13 protein-coding genes are annotated in these 16,864 nt (G+C 73.0%); 6 read left to right on the forward strand and 7 right to left on the reverse strand.

Annotated elements, in window-relative coordinates; genetic code table 11:
• Nucleotides 1-11: 11 nt before the first annotated feature.
• Entirely contained in the window at nucleotides 12-2,345 is a 2,334-nt protein-coding gene (locus ACGGAQ_RS17840) for a beta-L-arabinofuranosidase domain-containing protein (protein ID WP_393050372.1), read from the reverse strand.
• Nucleotides 2,346-2,633: 288 nt separating this feature from the next.
• Here ACGGAQ_RS17840 and ACGGAQ_RS17845 point away from each other — a divergent pair, with 288 nt between their 5' ends.
• Nucleotides 2,634-3,683, forward strand: a complete 1,050-nt coding sequence (locus ACGGAQ_RS17845) for a S66 peptidase family protein (RefSeq protein WP_393050375.1) — start codon at nucleotides 2,634-2,636, stop codon at nucleotides 3,681-3,683.
• Between the two features lie 66 nt (nucleotides 3,684-3,749).
• Here the strand turns inward: ACGGAQ_RS17845 and ACGGAQ_RS17850 are convergent, their stop codons facing one another.
• The 6 genes from ACGGAQ_RS17850 to ACGGAQ_RS17875 all read right to left on the reverse strand — a co-directional run bounded on the left by ACGGAQ_RS17850 (nucleotide 3,750) and on the right by ACGGAQ_RS17875 (nucleotide 11,073).
• Nucleotides 3,750-5,489: an IucA/IucC family protein gene (locus ACGGAQ_RS17850; RefSeq protein ID WP_393050432.1), complete on the reverse strand. Its 1,740-nt coding sequence runs from the start codon at nucleotides 5,487-5,489 to the stop codon at nucleotides 3,750-3,752.
• 101 nt (nucleotides 5,490-5,590) lie between these two features.
• On the reverse strand, nucleotides 5,591-6,202 hold the full coding sequence (locus tag ACGGAQ_RS17855) for a GNAT family N-acetyltransferase (protein WP_393050378.1): 612 nt from the start codon (nucleotides 6,200-6,202) through the stop codon (nucleotides 5,591-5,593).
• Nucleotides 6,199-7,476, reverse strand: coding sequence for a lysine N(6)-hydroxylase/L-ornithine N(5)-oxygenase family protein (locus ACGGAQ_RS17860; RefSeq protein WP_393050380.1), 1,278 nt, complete (start codon nucleotides 7,474-7,476; stop codon nucleotides 6,199-6,201). The genes ACGGAQ_RS17855 and ACGGAQ_RS17860 overlap by 4 nt, the downstream gene beginning before the upstream one ends.
• A 26-nt stretch (nucleotides 7,477-7,502) precedes the next feature.
• Nucleotides 7,503-9,080: a pyridoxal phosphate-dependent decarboxylase family protein gene (locus ACGGAQ_RS17865; protein ID WP_393050383.1), complete on the reverse strand. Its 1,578-nt coding sequence runs from the start codon at nucleotides 9,078-9,080 to the stop codon at nucleotides 7,503-7,505.
• Between the two features lie 96 nt (nucleotides 9,081-9,176).
• Nucleotides 9,177-10,034: a siderophore-interacting protein gene (locus ACGGAQ_RS17870; RefSeq protein ID WP_393050386.1), complete on the reverse strand. Its 858-nt coding sequence runs from the start codon at nucleotides 10,032-10,034 to the stop codon at nucleotides 9,177-9,179.
• Nucleotides 10,035-10,038: 4 nt separating this feature from the next.
• Complete coding sequence (locus tag ACGGAQ_RS17875) at nucleotides 10,039-11,073, reverse strand: ABC transporter substrate-binding protein (protein WP_393050388.1); 1,035 nt, start codon at nucleotides 11,071-11,073, stop codon at nucleotides 10,039-10,041.
• A 229-nt stretch (nucleotides 11,074-11,302) separates the two neighbouring features.
• Here ACGGAQ_RS17875 and ACGGAQ_RS17880 point away from each other — a divergent pair, with 229 nt between their 5' ends.
• From ACGGAQ_RS17880 to ACGGAQ_RS17900, 5 genes are read left to right on the forward strand one after another with little or no spacing between them, the layout of a single operon-like run.
• Nucleotides 11,303-12,253 (forward strand): FecCD family ABC transporter permease, encoded by a 951-nt coding sequence (locus tag ACGGAQ_RS17880; RefSeq protein WP_393050434.1) that lies wholly within the window; start codon nucleotides 11,303-11,305, stop codon nucleotides 12,251-12,253.
• A 44-nt stretch (nucleotides 12,254-12,297) separates the two neighbouring features.
• Nucleotides 12,298-13,326 carry a FecCD family ABC transporter permease gene (locus ACGGAQ_RS17885; RefSeq protein WP_393050436.1) on the forward strand — a complete coding sequence of 343 codons (1,029 nt, stop codon included), beginning with the start codon at nucleotides 12,298-12,300 and terminating at the stop codon, nucleotides 13,324-13,326.
• Nucleotides 13,327-13,349: 23 nt separating this feature from the next.
• Nucleotides 13,350-14,153, forward strand: a complete 804-nt coding sequence (locus ACGGAQ_RS17890; protein WP_393050391.1) for an ABC transporter ATP-binding protein — start codon at nucleotides 13,350-13,352, stop codon at nucleotides 14,151-14,153.
• Nucleotides 14,150-16,204 (forward strand): penicillin acylase family protein, encoded by a 2,055-nt coding sequence (locus ACGGAQ_RS17895; protein ID WP_393050394.1) that lies wholly within the window; start codon nucleotides 14,150-14,152, stop codon nucleotides 16,202-16,204. The genes ACGGAQ_RS17890 and ACGGAQ_RS17895 overlap by 4 nt, the downstream gene beginning before the upstream one ends.
• On the forward strand, nucleotides 16,194-16,751 hold the full coding sequence (locus ACGGAQ_RS17900) for a GNAT family N-acetyltransferase (RefSeq protein ID WP_393050397.1): 558 nt from the start codon (nucleotides 16,194-16,196) through the stop codon (nucleotides 16,749-16,751). The genes ACGGAQ_RS17895 and ACGGAQ_RS17900 overlap by 11 nt, the downstream gene beginning before the upstream one ends.
• Nucleotides 16,752-16,864: the final 113 nt, after the last annotated feature.

A 16,864-nucleotide genomic window follows, 5' to 3' on the forward strand; every position in this document is an offset into this window, starting at 1 on the left:
GACGTGACGGTTTAGGCGTTGGCCACCAGCCGCCAACGGTTGTCCGCGCTGCCGTTGTCGGAGTCCTGTACGGCCTGCGCGCCACGCGCAGTGGAGCCGTTGAGGATGCCGAGCAGCTTGCCGCTGTTGACATTGCGGATCTTGTAGGTGCCGTCGCCGTTGTCCACCAGGGTCCACCGGTGATCCGCGGTGCCGTTGTCGGCCCACTGCAGGACGCGGGCGTTGTCGGCGGTGGACATGTTCTCCACGCCGAGGACCTTCCCGCTGTTGACGTTGCGGAACCGGACGGCGTTGCCGTCGGTCACCACCACCCAGTTGTGGTCGGCGGTGCCGCTGTCGTCCCACTGCAGAGCCAGCCCACCGTCGGCGGTGGACATGTTCTGGATGCCGAGCACCATCCCGCTGCCGACGTTGACCAGCCGGTGGCTGCCCCCACCGCTGCTGCCGCTGGTGTTCCAGTAGACGGTGTAGTTGAAGCCGTGGGCGTCCTGGAACGGCCCGAGGTTGACGGTGGACCCGTTCGCGGTGGCGGTGAACGCCAGCGAGCTGGTGCTGGTCCGCGCGATGGACGAGACGTTGAGTGCCGGCGGCGCGCTCAGCGTGGTGTTGCCGTAGTTGCCGCAGAGCACGCTCGGGCCGTAGGTGACGGCGGCGACGCTGGGGTTGTCGTTGGTCGGCTGCACGACGACACGCATCGGCAGACGCACGGTGATGGTGTCTCCGGCCGCCCAGGTACGCGTGACCGTCGCGTAGCTGCCGGGCGTCGTGGCGACGGACTGCGCCACACCGTTGACGCTGATCGTCGCGCCGCTGGTCCACGCCGGAATGCGGACGCGAACGCTCCACGAGCCGCTCATCGTGCCGCCGAGGGTGAGCGTGGTGGTGTCGCTCACCGGGTACGTGGTGCTCTGGGTGACCGTGATGCCCCGCTGCGACCAGGTCAGCTCCGAGGGCACGAACAGGTTCACGGTCAGCGTCGTGCCGCTGTAGAAGTAGATGGAGTCCATCAACTTCGTGTTGATCTCCACGCCGGTGCCCTGGCAGCACCAGAACGAGTTGTAGTCGGTGCTCCAGGTGCCGCCGCCCCATGCCGGGCCCACGCCCCGCCGGCCGCCCGGCTTGAGAGGGGTGAAGTAGGTGATGTGACCGTGGCTGTCGGCCGGGTTCTGCGCGCCGATCAGGTGGTTGATCGTGGCGCGCTCGTAGTAGTCGAAGTAGTCGGTGCGGTTCGGGTCGAGCAGCCACAGCTCCCGCGTCAACTTGAGCATGTTGTAGGTGTTGCACTGCTCGCAGGTGTCGTTGGTGAGGTAGCCGGCGATCGCGTTGGGCGCCCGGAAGTGCTCGGCCTGGCTGTTGCCGCCGATGACGTAGGAGTGCGCGCCGACGGTGATGTTCCAGGCGTTGCTGGCGATGTCCCGGTAGCGGGTCGTCCCGGTGGCCTTGAACTCGCGGGCGGCGCCCACCCACTTGGGCACCTGCGTGTTGGCGTGCAGTCCGTTGAGCTGGTCCTGGTTGGAGGCCAGGGGGTTGAACACGGCGGCGTGGTCGAACCGCTGGGCGGTGGTGAGCCACCGGGTGTCACCGGTCTGCTGGTAGATGTCGGTCAGCACCTCGTTCATGCCACCGAACTCGGTGCCGAGCATCGACTGCATCTGGCTGGAGCTGAGCCGGGACGTGCGGGTGTCGACCCAGCCGGCGAGGGCCAGCAGCACCGTGCGGGCCTGGGTGTTGCCGGTGTAGCGCCAGACGTCGAGCAGGCCGGCGAGCGTCTTGTGGATGCAGTAGTAGGGCACGTTGCCGTTGGACAGCGTGCGTGCCTCCAGCGCGGTGAAGTCGGACTCCGGGAAGCCGGAAAGGTATCCCGACCCGAACCCGGCGGCGCCGTTGTTCGCCTGGCACTTGGCCAGCTCGGCGACCATGTAGTTCGCCTTGTCCCGGCAGGTGGTGTCGCCCAGCACCGCGTAGGCCTGGGCCCATGCGGTCAGGAAGTGCCCCTGCATGTGGGTCCGGAACGGGAAGTTCGGCGCGTCCCAGCCACCGTTGGTGGCGGCGCCGTTGGTGGAGAGCCGGTGGTTGGCGCGGAAGTTGTAGAGCATCCGGTCGACATCGACGACGCGCAGATAGTTCAGGGTGCGGGTCTGGTTGTCGAGCCAGCGGCCGGCGGTCAGTCGCACCTGACCGAACTCGAAGGGGTAGGCGCCGACGCCGATGTCCGACCGCGCTGGCGGGACCACGGCAGCGGCGGCGGGGCCCGCGCCGAGCGTCGTGGCTCCGGTCGCGGAGAGCACGGCGGTGGCGCCGGCGGCCTGCAGCACGCGGCGTCGGCTGAGGGGCAGGGACGACATGGGACCTCCAGATGAGCGCTACCGGCGACGGGGCGACAACCGGGCGGGACGGGCTCGGTGGGATGCAGGGGTCCGAACGTTAGCGTTCACATCCGTGTCCGGCATGTTACGGCCCACCGACCCACGAATTCAAGATGGTGACTGTATTCGTACGCCGTACACCTGTGCACGAGCTGGGACAGCAGGGGCGGTAAAAGGGATGCGGTATGGCGCGCCACCTCGTGTTATCGATAACACCGAAGGCGAAACGGGATGCGCGCCGACGAGCGCCGCTGGTGGAATGTCGGGATGAAGCATGATCTTGTGCGTCCCCCGAAGGCACGACCGGGTGACCACATCGCGGTCCTGTCGCCGTCCTTCGCCGCGGCCGGCGCCTATCCCGAGATCCACGAGCAGGCCATGCGGCGGCTCGCCGACCTGACCGGCCTCGTCCCGGTCGAGTACCCGACCACCCGCACGGTCGGCGCGAGCGCGCAGGCGCGCGCGGCGGACATCAACGCCGCCTTCGCCGATCCCCGGGTACGCGCCATCCTCGCCGTCGTCGGAGGCGAGGACCAGATCACGGTCATCCCCCACCTGGACGCCGACCTCGCCCGCGCCGACCCGAAGCCGTTCCTGGGCACCAGCGACAACACCAACCTGCACCAGTGGCTCTGGGGGCTCGGCATCGCGAGCTTCTACGGCGGGTCGTCGCAGGTGCACCTCGGCCCCGGGCCCGCCGTGGACGACATCCACGCCCGGTCACTGCGGGCCGCGCTCCTCACCGGCGAGCGGTTGGAGATCACCGACCCCGGCGAGTCCGAGGACATCGGGATCGGCTGGGCCGACCCACGGGCGTTGCACGCGTTCGGGGAGCGCGAGTCGACGGCGCCGTGGAGCTGGTACGGGCCGCGTCGCACGGTCACCGGCCCCGCCTGGGGCGGGTGTCTGGAGGTCCTCCAGTGGACCCTCACGGCGGGACGCTTCCCGTTTCCTCCGGAGGTTCTGCGCGGCGGCGTGCTGATCATCGAGACGTCGGAGAAGCTCCTTCCCGCCCGCGAGGTCGGTTGGATCGTACGGGCGCTGGGTGAACGCGGTCTTCTCGATGCCGTCGACGCGGTACTTGTCGCCCGTCCGCCGGTCTCCGACTTCACGCGCCGACCCTCTGCCGAGGAGAGGGCGCACCTACGGGAGGAGCAGCGCGACACGGTCGTCGACGTGGTGAACCGCTACAACCCGGACGCGGTCGTCTGCGTCGGCGTCCCGTTCGGCCACACCAGGCCGCAGTGGATCCTCCCCCACGGCGGCCCGATCACCGTCGACGGTGTGGAGCGTCGGATCTTCGCCGACTATCGATAAGGAGGTACGCCGTCCGCGTCCCGGCCGGCGGTCGGACTCTCGGAGCCTGCCGGGACGCGGACGGCGTCAGCGGGCCGGAGCGTGGGCGGCCAGCGGATTCGTGAGGGTGCCGACGAACTGCAGCGCGGCCGACGGGTCGGCCAGGTCGATCATCTGCTGGTTGTCGCGCAGCTGAAGGCGGTTGAGGCAGGAGAGCGCGAACTCGGGGGCGAACAGGTCGTAGTGGCGTACCCGCTCGGCCAGGTGCGGCACCCGCTCGAAGTAGTCGGCGGCGCAGGCCGCGACCGTGCCCCAGAAGTCGTCCTCGGTGAGCACGCCGGCCTCGACCAGCACCGCGTTGAGGTGCCGCAGGAAGCAGTCGACCACGTCGGTGAAGATGGTCAGCAGCTTGGTGTCGTCGGGCACCTCGACCCGGATCCGCTGCACCTGGGCCGGCAGGTCGGCGTCGGCGCTCAGCACCGCGATCTCCTCGGCGATGTCCTTGAAGATCACCCGCTGGACGGTGTGGTGCTCGTCGAGGACCAGGATGACGTTCTCGCCGTGCGGCATGAAGGCCAGGTCGTGGGCGTAGAAGCTGTGCAGCAGCGGGGTCAGGTAGGCGTCCAGGTAGCGGCGCAGCCACACCTCGGGCGCCAGGCCGGACCGGTCGATCAGCGCCGCCGCCAGTGAGCCGCCGTCGTCGTCGACGTGCAGCAGCGCGGCCATCGTGGACAGTCGCTGCCCCGGAGCCAGGCCGGGCACCGGGCTCTCCCGCCACAGCGCGGCCAGCATCTTGCGGTATGGGGATGTGCGCTCGGTCGCCGCCTCGTACTGCCGGTGCCGGTAGCCGACCGCGGCCCGTTCCCGGATGATCGTCAGCCCGGTGCCGGTCAACACCTCGTCGCCGGCGATCAGGTTGGCCAGCCAGTCGTTGATGGCCGGGGTCGCGGCCATGTACGTGGCCGACAGCCCTCGCATGAAGCCCATGTTCAGCACCGACAGCGCGGTCTTGACGTAGTGCCGGCCCGGCTCGGTGACGTTGAAGAAGGTCCGGATGGACTGCTGCGCCAGGTACGAGTCCGGCCCGGGACCCAGGTGCACCAGCCGACGCTGGGCCAACTCCCCCGCGAACGTGACGGCCAGCCTGTTCCACCACTGCCACGGGTGCGCCGGGATGAGGTGGTAGTCGGCGAGGTCCAGGCCGAGGTCGGCCATCGTGGCGGCGAAGCGGGCCCGGGTCTCGGCGTCCAGCTCGCCGGAGATGAGCGTGTCGTAGTCCAGGTCGGTGGCGCTGCTGAACGTCGAGTGGTCCCGGTGGGCGGCCAGCCACTCCAGGCGTACCGGCGTGGCGGCCTCGGGGGCGTAGCGGTGGTACTCGTCGACGCCGAAGCCGAGCCGGCCGTTGTTGGCCACGAAGCAGGGGTGGCCCTCGGTCATCGACGTCTCGATGGTCTGGAAGTCCGCCCCGGCCAGCTCGGCGGCGCTCGGCAGGGACTGGGCCAGCTTGTACGCGGCACCGGCGAGGGTGGAGGTGATCTCCTCCAGGTAGACCGGGAGCACCCGCGCGGACAGGCCGAGGGTGCCGCGCAGCTCGACGATCAGGTCCACGGCGTCCGGCGGCAGCGCGACGCCGTCGCGGTGCCGGGTGATGCTGTCGGCGTCGATCTGCCAGTGGGCCAGGGCGAGCACCCGGGCGACGAACCGGTAGGTGACGGTGCCGTCGTCGCTGCGGACCTCGTACCACTGCCGGTCGTCGGGGCCGGGCACGGGCTCCGGGGTGAGCAGCCGTTCGTGGGTGAACTCGGCGAGCGCCTTGCGGACCAGCATCCGGTTGGCTCGCGCCCAGCGCTGCGGGGTGAGGTGCGCGACCGGGTCGCCGGGGGCGGCCTGGCCGGCGACGGTCGGCGGGGTGGGGACGGCGGTGGTGGTCACGCCGGGGCTCCTTCGGTTCGGGTGGCGGCAGCGGGCTCGGCGGCGGCGGTGTGTCCGGCGGCGGCCTGGAACTGGGCGCGGGTGCAGACGCTGAGCAGCGCGTCCTTCTCCGGCTTGGCGATCGGGCCGACGACCTCGAAGCCGACGGCGGCGTTCAGCGCGTGCACGGCGGTGTTGCGCACGTCCGGCTCGACCACCACGCGCCGCGTCGCCGGGTCGGCGAAGAGCCACGCCATGACGGTACGGATCACCGCGCGGGTGAAGCCGTGCACGGGAGTGCCGGCGGGCGCGCAGAGGAAGTGCATGCCCACGTCGCCGGGCTGGTGGTCGTAGAGGCCGACCAGTTCGACGTGGGCCGGGTCGTAGCGCTCGGCCAGGAAGGCGGGCTCGCCCCGCCACAGGCCGAGGTACGCGTCGTGGTGCGGGTGCGCGGCGATGCGCCGGTACTCCTCGATCACCTGGGCCTCGTCGGCGTCCTGCATCAGCCAGAACGCCGCCTTCGGGTGGGTCACCCAGCCGTGCAGCAGCGGGGCGTCGGCCTCCGGATCGAGGGTACGCAGGGCGAACGCGCCGAGGGTGTCGTCGACGCGGGTGAAGACCACGCTCACGAGATCACCCCGAACTCCTGGAAGGTGATGCTCTTCTCGATCGGGTAGTGCTCCCGGCCGAGCAGCTCGCGGATGATCCAGGAGTTGCGGTACGCGCCCATGCCCAGATCCGGCGAGGTGATGCTGTGCGTGTGGGTGCCCGCGTTCTGCAGGAAGATGCCCCGCCCGCTGTGGTCGATGCTGTAGTTGCGGGCCACGTCGAAGCGACCGTGCGCGTCCCAGCGGATCCGTTCGCGCACCGGGGCCAGGAACTCCGGCACCCGGTAGTGGTAGCCGGTGGCCAGCACGAGTCCCTCGGTGCGCAGGGTGAAGTCCCGCTCCTGCTCCACGTGCCGCAACCCGAGCGTGTACTCCCCGTCGCGGTGGGCGGCCTCGACCAGCTCGGTGTTGGTCAGCAGCCGGGTGCGCGCCGGCCCGTCGACGCTGTGCGCGTAGAGCAGGTCGAAGATGTCGTTGATCAGGTCGGCGTTGATCCCCTTGAACAGGCCCTTCTGCTCGGCCTCCAGCCGGTAGCGGGTCGCCTCGGGCAGCGCGTGGAAGTAGTCCACGTAGTCCGGTGAGGTCATCTCCAGCGTCAGCTTGGTGTATTCGAGCGGGAAGAACCGGGGCGAGCGGGTGACCCAGTTCAACTGGTAGCCGTACCGGTCGAGGTCGCCGAGCAGGTCGTGGTAGATCTCGGCGGCGCTCTGCCCGCTGCCCACCACCGTGATGCTGCGCTTGGTGCGCAGCGCGTCCCGGTGCTCCAGGTAGCGCGAGTTGTGCACGGCGTCCCCGGGCAGCCCGGCGACGGCGGCCGGCAGGTGCGGCGGCGTGCCGGTGCCGAGCACCAGGTGCCGGGCCCGGTAGGTGACGCTCTCGGACCCGCCGGTGGTGGCCCGGACCACGTACCGCTCGTCGGCGCTGTTGTACTCCACTGTGGTCACGGTCTGGCCGAAGCGCAGGTTCGGCAGCTTCGCCGCCGCCCACCGGCAGTACGCGTCGTACTCGCTGCGCAGCGGGTAGAAGCTCTCCCGGATGTAGAACGGGTAGAGCCGGCCGATCTCCTTGAGGTAGTTGAGGAACGAGTACGGCGAGGTCGGGTCGGCGAGGCTCACCAGGTCGGCGATGAACGGGGTCTGCAACCGGGCCGACTCCAGCAGCATGCCGGGGTGCCAGGCGAGGCTCGGCCGGGCCTCCAGGAACACCCCGTCCAGCTCGTCGATCGGCGCGGTGAGACAGGCCAGACCCAGGTTGTACGGGCCGAGCCCGATGGCGACGAAGTCGTGGGTGGACATCTTCTTCTCCAGGCGCGGGTTCGGGGTCAGCCGACGGGGCAGGTCAGGTCGGCGGCGACGTTGTCGCGCACGTACCGGCCGGCGTGGCCGGCGATCAGTTCGAGCACGTGGCCGACGTCGTCGCCGGTCGTGGCCGGGTTGAGCAGCGTGAACTTGAGGAAGTGCCGGCCGTCCACCCGGGTGCCGGCGACCACGGCGAGGCCGGAGGCGGCCAGCGCCTCCCGGGCGTACAGGTTGGCGGCGTCGGCCAGCTCGCGACCCGGGCCGGTGGGCAGGTAGCGGAAGACGACGGTGCTCAACTGCGAGCGGGTCACCACCTCGAAACGCGGGTCCTCGCTGACGAGCTGCCAGGCCTCGGCCGCGGTGTCGACCACCTCGTCGAAGAGCGCGCCGAGCGCGTCCGGGCCCATCACCCGCAGGGTCAGCCAGAGCTTCAGCGCGTCGAACCGGCGGGTGGTCTGCAGGCTCTTGTCGACCTGGTTGGGGATCTGCTGCTGCACCATCCGGGCCGGGTTGAGGTAGTCGGCGTGGTACGTGGCGTGCCGCAGCGCCCGCCGGTCGCGGACCAGCAGGGCGCTGGAGCTGACCGGCTGGAAGAACGACTTGTGGTAGTCGACGGTCACCGAGTCGGCCCGCTCGATGCCGTCGAGCAGGTGCCGACGCGTCGGCGAGACAAGCAGCCCACAGCCGTACGCGGCGTCGACGTGCAGCCAGACGCCCGCCGCCGCGCAGATCCCGGCCAGCTCCGCGAGGGGGTCGATGGAGCCGAAGTCGGTGGTGCCGGCGGTGCCGACGACGGCCATCACGACCAGTCCGGCCTGCCGGCACCGGGTGATCTCGTCGCGGACGGCGGCGGGCCGGATCCGCCGCTGCGCGTCGGTGGGCACCGCGATCACGGCGTCCGGGGCGAGGCCGAGGAGCTTGGCGGACTTCTGCACGCTGAAGTGCCCGGCGGCGGACGTGAGTACGCGCAGTCGGGGCAGCAGCTCCATGCGGGCCGCCGGGGTGGTCGCGGCGGCGCATGCCTCCTCCCGGGCCAGCAGCAGCGCCTGAAGGTTGGACTGGCTGCCCCCGCTGGTGAACACGCCGTCGGCGTCCGGGCCGAGGCCGACCCGGGCGGCGGTCCAGTCGATCAGCCGACGCTCGATGAGCGTGGCGCCGGCACTCTGGTCCCAGGTGTCCAGGGAGGAGTTCACCGCGCTCAGCACCGCCTCGCCGAGCAGCGCCGGGATGACCACCGGGCAGTTGAGGTGGGCCAGGTAGCGAGGGTGGTGGAACCAGACGGCGTCGCGCAGGTAGACGTCCTCCAGCTCGTCCAGGGCCGCGCCGGCGTCGCCCAGGGGCCGGTCCAGGTCGACGGTGTTCACGAGGGGGGCCAGCTCGGCCGGAGCGACGCCGGTGGCGGGCCGGTCCACGGTGGCGACCCGGCGGGCGACCCGGTCGACACCGTCGGCGATCGCCCGCCGGTACTGCTCGACCGAGCCGTCGTGCAGCAGCTGCGCCCGCGCCGCGGGCAACGCGCTTGTCGACACCGGTGGTGGAGCGGCCTGCCCGCCGGTCGGCACGGGCGGGTCGGTCTCGACGGGGTACGTCGGCACGGTCACGGGATGTCCTCCACGGTCTCGACGATGGGCAGCCGGAACCCTCCCCCGGCGCATCCGCGCGCCGGGGGCCGTGCTGCGGGTGTGGTGGGTCGCTACTCAGGCGGTGGCGCCGGCCAGCGCCGCGGCGCGCAGGTCCTCCTCGGAGAGCCCGCGCCGCCAGTAGCCGGCGAAGGTCACCCGTCGACGGTCGAAGCCGCGCTCGCCGACCAGGTGCCGGCGCAGCGCCCGCACCACGCCGGACTCGCCGGCGATCCAGGCGTACGGGTTACCGGCGGGCAGCCGGGCGGCGCGGAGCGCGCTGACCAGCAGGTCACTGCCGGGTGTGGTGCTGCCGCGCACGATCCAGCGGATCTCCGCGGCGGCCTCGGTGGGCAGCTCGGTGATGTCCGCGGCGTCCGGGACCTCGATCCAGGCACGCACCCGGGTGCCGGCGGGCAGCCAGGCCAGGATTCCGGCGGTGGCCGGCAGCGCGGTCTCGTCGGCGGCCAGCACCACGAGGTCGGTGTCGTCCGGCGGGCGGAAGCAGACGCTGCGGTTGTCGTACACCGCCGGGCCGAGCAGCAGCACCCGGTCGCCGAACCCCGCCAGGCTGGCCCAGCGTGAGGCGGGACCGGTGCCGCCGTGGCCGACGAAGTCGATGTCCACCTCGCCGGCCGTCGGGCGGTGCTCCCGGATGGTGTACGAGCGCATGACCGCGCGGACGTCCGGCGCAAGCTCCCGCCAGGCCCCGAACCAGTCCTCGCCCCGCTCGACCGGGACGACCGGGGCGTCCTGCCCGGGGTGCGGCAGGAACAGCGAGACGCTCTGGTCCCGGCCGCCGCCGGCGAAGTCGGTCAGCTCCGCGCCGCCGAAGGTGACCCGGATCAGCGAGGCGCCGACCCGCCGGGCCCGCACGACGTGCGCGGCGAAGAAGCGGTACTGCAGGGCGACGGGTTCGCGGGTGCTGGTGCTCATGGCGTCAGCTGACCTTCTTCGCGTTCCGGATGGCGGTGGCGAGGTTCTCCAGCAGCGGCGCGGCGCCGGCGTACGAGAAGCGGGGCACCGCGTCCCACGGGGTCACCTGGTTCGCCCGCACGGCGGGCAGCTGCTGCCAGGTCGGCTTGGCGGTGAGGTCCTTGGGTTGCAGGGCGGTGCTGCGGTTGTCCAGCAGGATCAGGTCGGCGGGGAACTTGCTGGCGTTCTCCCAGCTGAGCGCCTCGAAGTAGTCGCCGGCCTCGAGCTTGGTGGGCACCACGATGTCGACGCCCAGCTCGGCGAAGTACATGAGGTCGGTGCTGACCTTGGGGTTGGAGACGTAGAACAGGTCGGGGCTGCCGGAGCAGGCCATCACCTTGATGCCCGGGTTGGCCTTGACGGCCTGTCGGACGGCGTCGGCGGCGGCGTCGAAGCGGGTCTTCGCGTCGGTGACCTTCTTGGCCGAGAGGTCCGCGCCCAGCGACTGGGCCAGCGCGGCGTACCGCTCGATGGGCTTGGTCATCGGCACCCGGGCGGTGGTGATCGCCACGCTGGGCGCGAGCGGCAGGATCTTGTCCTTGCTCTCGTCCGGCACGTACCAGAGGGCGTCCGGGTCGTACATGTGGGTGACGAGCAGTTCGGGGCGCAGGGCCGCGTACTTCTCCAGGCTGAACTCGCCCCACACGTTGCCGAGGATCTCGACGCCCTCGACGTTCAGGTCGCCGGCCTGCGGGTCGGCCGTGCCGTCGGCGCGCTTGGTCTCCCCGAACACCCCGACGAGCTGCTTGTCGAGACCGAAATCGACCAGTACTGCCGCCACTCCGGTGAAGGCCACCACGCGCGCCGGGCGGGCCGCCGCCTCGATCTTCTTGTTGCGGTCGTCGGTGAACGACCAGGGACCACCGGAAGAGCCGCTGCCAGCGGGCTTGGCGGCATCGTCCTTACCGCAGCCGGCGAGCAGCGCGGCCAGCGTGGCGGCGCCGCCGGCGGCCAGCAGGCCACGACGAGAGAGGCGACGGGCGGACAGTGCATCGGGCATGGTGTCGTCTTTCGATCAAGGGAAGGTCGGGGTCGACCGGGACAGCGGGGTTAGGTTAGCCTAACCTCGCTTGTTGTCAACAGCGGTTCGCCGTGTCGCCACACCCCCGGAGCCCACACTGGACGCCACACCCACCGTCACCGCACCGGCACCTTCCGTGCCGACTCGGTCGACGGCCCCTCCCCCGCAGCGACACCGAGCGGCCCGCACCGTCGGCCTGCTCGGCGCGGTGACGCTGCTCGGCGTGATCCTGGTGCTCAGCATCGCGGTCGGCGCGAAGTCGTTGCCGCTCCCCGACGTCTGGTCCGGGTTGCTGCACCGCGACGCCGCCGAGTACGCGGTGGTGCACCGGATGCGCCTGCCCCGCACGCTGCTCGGGCTGCTCGCCGGCACGGCGCTCGGAGTGGCCGGCGCCGTGATGCAGGCACTCACCCGCAACCCCCTCGCCGACCCCGGGCTGCTCGGCATCAACGCGGGCGCGTCCGCCGCCGTGGCCACCGCCGCCGCCTTCCTGGGGGTCACCGCCATCGGCGGGTACGTCTGGTTCGCGCTGCTCGGCGCCGCGCTGGTCACGGCGCTGGTCTACGCCGTGGGCGGCGGACGCGGCGCCACCCCGGCCCGGCTCGCGCTGGCCGGCGCGGCGCTCAACGCCACCCTGTACTCGTTCGTGAGCGCGGTCATGCTGCTGGACACCGCCTCGCTGGACCGGCTGCGGTTCTGGACGGTCGGCTCGCTGGCCAGCGCGGACTCCGCGACCGTGACCCGGGTGGCACCGTTAATCCTGGTCGGGCTGCTGGTCGCGCTCGGCGCCGCCCGTCCGCTGAACGCCCTCGCGCTCGGCGACGACGCGGCCCGGGCCCTGGGCGCCCGACCGGCCCTGATCCGGGCCGCCGTGATCGTCGCGGTCACCCTGCTCTGCGGCGCGGCCACCGCGGCGTGCGGCCCGATCGTCTTCGTCGGCCTGCTGGTGCCCCACCTGGTACGCGCGCTGACCGGGCCCGACCTGCGCTGGCTGCTGCCGTACTGCGCGGTGCTCGCGCCGGTGCTGCTGCTCGGCGCCGACGTGCTGGGCCGGGTGCTCGGCCGGCCCGGTGAACTCCAGGTCGGCATGGTCACCGCCGTGCTGGGCGGCCCGCTCTTCCTCTGGCTGGTCACCCGGGGACGGGTGGCGCACCCGTGAACGAGCGAACCAGCAGGCGCGCCAGCGCGGAGCGAAGCGGAGCGGTGACGGTTCTGCGTACCCCCGGTGGGTTGTCGGTGCGGTTCCGCCCCCGCGCCCTGGCCGTCGGCGTCGGCGCGGCGGTGCTCGCCGCCGGCCTCGGTCTGGTCGCGATGGGCAGCGGCGACTACCCGATGGGCCCGGCCGACGTGCTGCGCACCCTGACCGGCGGCGGCAGCGCGGCGGAGCAGTTCATCGTGACCGAGCTGCGCCTGCCCCGGCTGGTCACCGCCCTGCTGGTCGGCGCCGCGCTGGCGCTGGGCGGCACGGTGTTCCAGTCGCTGGTCCGCAACCCGCTGGGCAGCCCGGACATCCTCGGCTTCACCCAGGGCGCGTCGACCGGCGCGCTGGTGGTGGTCGTCCTGGGCGGCGGCAGCCTGGCCCTGGCCGGCGCCGCGGTCGTCGGCGGCCTCGCCACCGGCCTGCTCATCTACGCGCTCGCCTGGCGGCGCGGCGTGCACGGCTACCGGCTCGTCCTGGTCGGCATCGGCGTCGCCGCGATCCTCACCGGCGTCAACGGCTACCTGCTGACCCGGGCCCCGCTGATGGACGCCGCCCGCGCGGTGCTCTGGCTCACCGGCAGCCTGGACGGGCGGGGCTGGGCCAACGCCGGTCCGCTGCTCGCGGTCACCGCCGTGCTGGCGCCGCTGCTGCTCGTCGCCTGCGCCCCGGCGCTGCGCATGATGGAGCTGGGCGACGACACGGCCAACGCGCTCGGCGTGCCGGTGCGCCGGCTGCGCCTGGTGCTGCTCGCCGCGGCCGTGCTGCTGGTCTCGTTCGCGGCGGCGGCCGCCGGCCCGGTGTCGTTCGTGGCGCTCGTCGCGCCGCACGTGGCCAAGCGGCTGACCCGGGCGCCCGGCCCGAACCTGCTGCCGTCGATGGCCCTCGGCGCGGCCCTGCTGGTCGGCGCCGACCTGCTGGCCCAGCGCGCGTTCACCGGGCACCAGCTTCCGGTCGGCGTGGTGACCGGAGTGCTCGGCGGCGGCTACCTGGTCTGGCTGTTGGCCGTCGAACGCCGGGCGGGCCGGCTGTGAACACCCCCTTCGAAGGAGCCCTCATGACGTCCCGCCTCGGCGGCACCGCGCTGACCCTCGCCTACGACCGGCGCACCATCTCCGAGGATCTGACCGTGGCGGTGCCCGACCGGTCGTTCACGGTGATCATCGGGCCGAACGCGTGCGGCAAGTCGACCCTGCTGCGCGCGCTGTCGCGGATGCTGCGCCCGAGCGCCGGCACGGTGCTGCTGGACGGTCGGGACATCCACGACCTGCCCGCCCGTACGGTCGCCCGAACCCTCGGCCTGCTGCCGCAGTCGTCGATCGCGCCGGACGGGATCGGCGTCGCCGAGCTGGTCGCCCGGGGCCGCTACCCCCACCAGGGGCTGCTGCGGCAGTGGTCGCGCGAGGACGAGCGGATCGTCGACGAGTCGATGGCCGCCACCGGGGTCGCCGACCTCGCCGACCGGCCGGTGGACGAGCTGTCCGGTGGCCAGCGCCAGCGCGTCTGGATCGCCATGGCGCTGGCCCAGCAGACGCCGCTGCTGCTGCTCGACGAGCCGACCACGTACCTCGACATCGCCCACCAGATCGAGATCCTGGACCTGTGCGCCCGGCTGCACGAGGAGCAGGGCCGCACGCTGGTCGCGGTGTTGCACGACCTCAACCACGCCGCCCGGTACGCCACCCACCTCATCGCGATGCGCGACGGGCAGGTGGTGGCCGCCGGCGACCCCCGCGAGGTGGTCACCGCCGATCTGGTCACCGACGTGTTCGGGCTGCCCTGCCGGGTCATCGACGACCCGGAGACGGGCACCCCGCTGGTCGTCCCCGCCGCCCGCCGGCGCGCGACCGAGCCGGCATGAGCACGCGGCTCTTCCGCGATTCGTGGGGCGTGCCGCACGTACGCGCCGACGACCCGCTGGCCCTCGCGGCGGCGCAGGGTCGGGTGACCGCGTACGACCGGGCGTGGCAGATCGAGGTGGAACGGCACCGGTCGGCGGGCACCAGCGCGGCCTTCCTCGGCGTCGACGCGCTCGCCTGGGACCGCTTCGCCCGCCAGGTGCGGCTCGGCGACACCGCCCGTCGCTGCCACGCCAACCTGGACGAGGCGACCGCCGAGTGGGTGGGCGCGTACGTGGACGGGGTGAACGCCGGCCTCGCCGCCGGGGCGGCCCGGTCACCGGAGTTCGCCGCTGTCGGGCTGACGCCGGGCCGGTGGGAGCCGTGGACGCCGCTCGCGGTGTGGCTGGGGCACCACATCCTGTTCGCGGGGTTCCCCGGCAAGCTCTGGCGCGAGCACGTCGCACAGTGCCTCGGCCCGGCGGCGGTCGAGGTGTTCGCCACCGACGGGCCGGCCGTCGCCGGCAGCAACGGGTGGCTGCTCGCCGGTTCCCGCACCGCCACCGGTGCCGCGCTGATCGCCGGCGACCCACACCGGATTCTCGAGGACCCGGGCGTCTACCAGCAGATCCGGCTGGCCTGCCCGGAGTACGACGTGGTCGGCCTGGCCGTGCCCGGCGTGCCGGGCATCGCGCACTTCGGCCACACCGGAACGGTGGCGTGGGCGATCACCAACGCGATGGCCGACTACCAGGACGTCTACGCCGAGCGGCTGCGCCGGCACGGCACCGGGGTGCGGGCGCTCGGCCCGGACGGCTGGCGGGAGGCGCACGTCCACGTCGAGACCATCGAGGTGGCCGGCGCGGACCCGGTCCGGGTGGAGGTGGTGGAGACCGAGCGGGGGCCGGTGATCGTCGGCGGGCCGGACGACGAGACGGCGGTGAGCCTGCGCTACCCGCCCCGGGTCCGCGGCGAACTGGGCTTCGCGGCGCTACCGGAGCTGCTGCGCGCCCGAAACATGTCCGATGTGGACCAGGCGCTGCGGCACTGGGTGGAGCCGGTCAACGTGGTGCAGGCGGCGGACACCGCCGGCGGGCTGCTGCACCGGGTCGCCGGGGTGGTGCCGCTGCGGCATCCGGACAACGGCCGCCGGGTGGTCCCGGCCTCAGACGCCGCGTACGCCTGGCGCGGCTGGCACGCGCCGATGCCCCGCGCCGAGGTGATCGGCCGGGCGGTGATGGCCAACGAGCGGGGGCTGGCGGCGCCGCTCGGCGTCGAGTTCGCCGCAGGGCACCGCGCGCGGCGGATCACCGAACTGCTCGACGCCGGCCGGGACTGGACGGCCGCGCAGATGGCCGCCGTGCACACCGACGGGCGCCTCGGCTCGGCCGGACCGCTGCTCGCGGTGCTCGACGGGCTGACCGGGCTCGGCCCCGCCGCCGCCGCGCTGCGCGACCGGCTGCTGCGCTGGGACCGCCGGATGAGCGCCGACAGCACCGACGCGGCGGACTTCGCCATCCTGCGGGCCGCTGTCGTCCGCCGGATCGCCGCCCACCCGGCCCTGGCCGCGCTGGCCGAGCCGCCCGCGTACCCCGAGGTGTTCGCGCCCTGGTTGGCGCTGACGCCGCGGGTCGGTTACGCGCTGGAGCACCTGCTCGCCGGCAGGTCGCTGCCCGGCGTCGACGCGGCGGCGGTGGTACGCGCGGCGGCGGAGGAGGTCGCCGGCGCGGCGGACGGCCCGGTGCGCTGGGGTGACCTGCACCGGTTGGCGGCCTGGCGGGCGCTGCCCGACCCGGACGCCGCGCCCGGTCCCCGGCTCGACGGCGACCACGACTGTGTGCTGGCCACCTCCAGCGTGCCCGGGGTCACCCACGGGTGCTTCCGGGGGCCGGCCGCGCGGTTCGTCTGGGACCTGGCCCGCCGCCAGGACAGCCGGTGGGTGGTCCCGCTGGGCGCCAGCGGCGTGCCCGGCGACCCGCACCACGACGACCAGCAGCCCGCGTGGCTGGCCGGCGAGCTGCTGCCGGTGACCACGGACTGGAACCACCTCACCGAGGAGCCCGATGAGCACTGACGGCCAGCACTACCGGCGCGACGTCACCGGCTTCGGGGTGGTCACCATCCGCCCGGTGCGCCCGGACGAGGACGCGGACCTGCTGCACGGCTGGGTCACGACCGAGCGGGCCCGGTTCTGGGGGATGCGCGAGGCCAGCCGCGAGCGGGTGCACGAGATCTACGCGTACCTGGATTCGCTGACCACCCACCACGCGTACCTGGCACACCGCGACGGGGTGCCGGCGGCGCTGGTGCAGACGTACGAGCCGGGGGCCGATCCGGTCGGCGGGTGCTACGAGGTGCGCCCCGGCGACATCGGCGTCCACCTGCTCATCGGGCCCTCGGTGAGCGCCGAGCGGGGTTTCACCGGCGCGCTGTTCGGCGCGATCCTGGAATTCGTCTTCGCCGACCCGGGGCGGCTGCGGGTCGTGATGGAGCCGGACGTCCGCAACGACCGGATGCTGCGGCGGCTGCGGCGCAGCGGGTTCCGGGCCGGTCCGTTCATCGAGCTGCCGGAGAAGCAGGCGCGGCTGCACTTCCTCGACCGGCCGGAGGGCACCGGCTGAGCCCACCACGGCGAGGGCCGGGGGGGGGGGGGGGGGGGGGGGGGGGGGGGGGGGGGGGGGGGGGGGGGGGGGGGGGGGGGGGGGGGGGGGGGGGGGGGGGGGGGGGGGGGGGG

Origin of the sequence: Micromonospora sp. NPDC047557 (genome assembly GCF_043205095.1) — a bacterium.
Lineage (GTDB): Bacteria > Actinomycetota > Actinomycetes > Mycobacteriales > Micromonosporaceae > Micromonospora.

Coding starts and splice junctions, on each gene's coding strand:
- ACGGAQ_RS17840 (WP_393050372.1), bottom strand. CDS start 2,345: ATGTCGTCCCTGCCCCTCAGCCGACGCCGCGTGCTGCAGGCCGCCGGC.
- ACGGAQ_RS17845 (WP_393050375.1), top strand. CDS start 2,634: ATGAAGCATGATCTTGTGCGTCCCCCGAAGGCACGACCGGGTGACCAC.
- ACGGAQ_RS17850 (WP_393050432.1), bottom strand. CDS start 5,489: ATGCTGGTCCGCAAGGCGCTCGCCGAGTTCACCCACGAACGGCTGCTC.
- ACGGAQ_RS17860 (WP_393050380.1), bottom strand. CDS start 7,476: ATGTCCACCCACGACTTCGTCGCCATCGGGCTCGGCCCGTACAACCTG.
- ACGGAQ_RS17870 (WP_393050386.1), bottom strand. CDS start 10,034: ATGAGCACCAGCACCCGCGAACCCGTCGCCCTGCAGTACCGCTTCTTC.
- ACGGAQ_RS17875 (WP_393050388.1), bottom strand. CDS start 11,073: ATGCCCGATGCACTGTCCGCCCGTCGCCTCTCTCGTCGTGGCCTGCTG.
- ACGGAQ_RS17890 (WP_393050391.1), top strand. CDS start 13,350: ATGACGTCCCGCCTCGGCGGCACCGCGCTGACCCTCGCCTACGACCGG.
- ACGGAQ_RS17895 (WP_393050394.1), top strand. CDS start 14,150: ATGAGCACGCGGCTCTTCCGCGATTCGTGGGGCGTGCCGCACGTACGC.
- ACGGAQ_RS17900 (WP_393050397.1), top strand. CDS start 16,194: ATGAGCACTGACGGCCAGCACTACCGGCGCGACGTCACCGGCTTCGGG.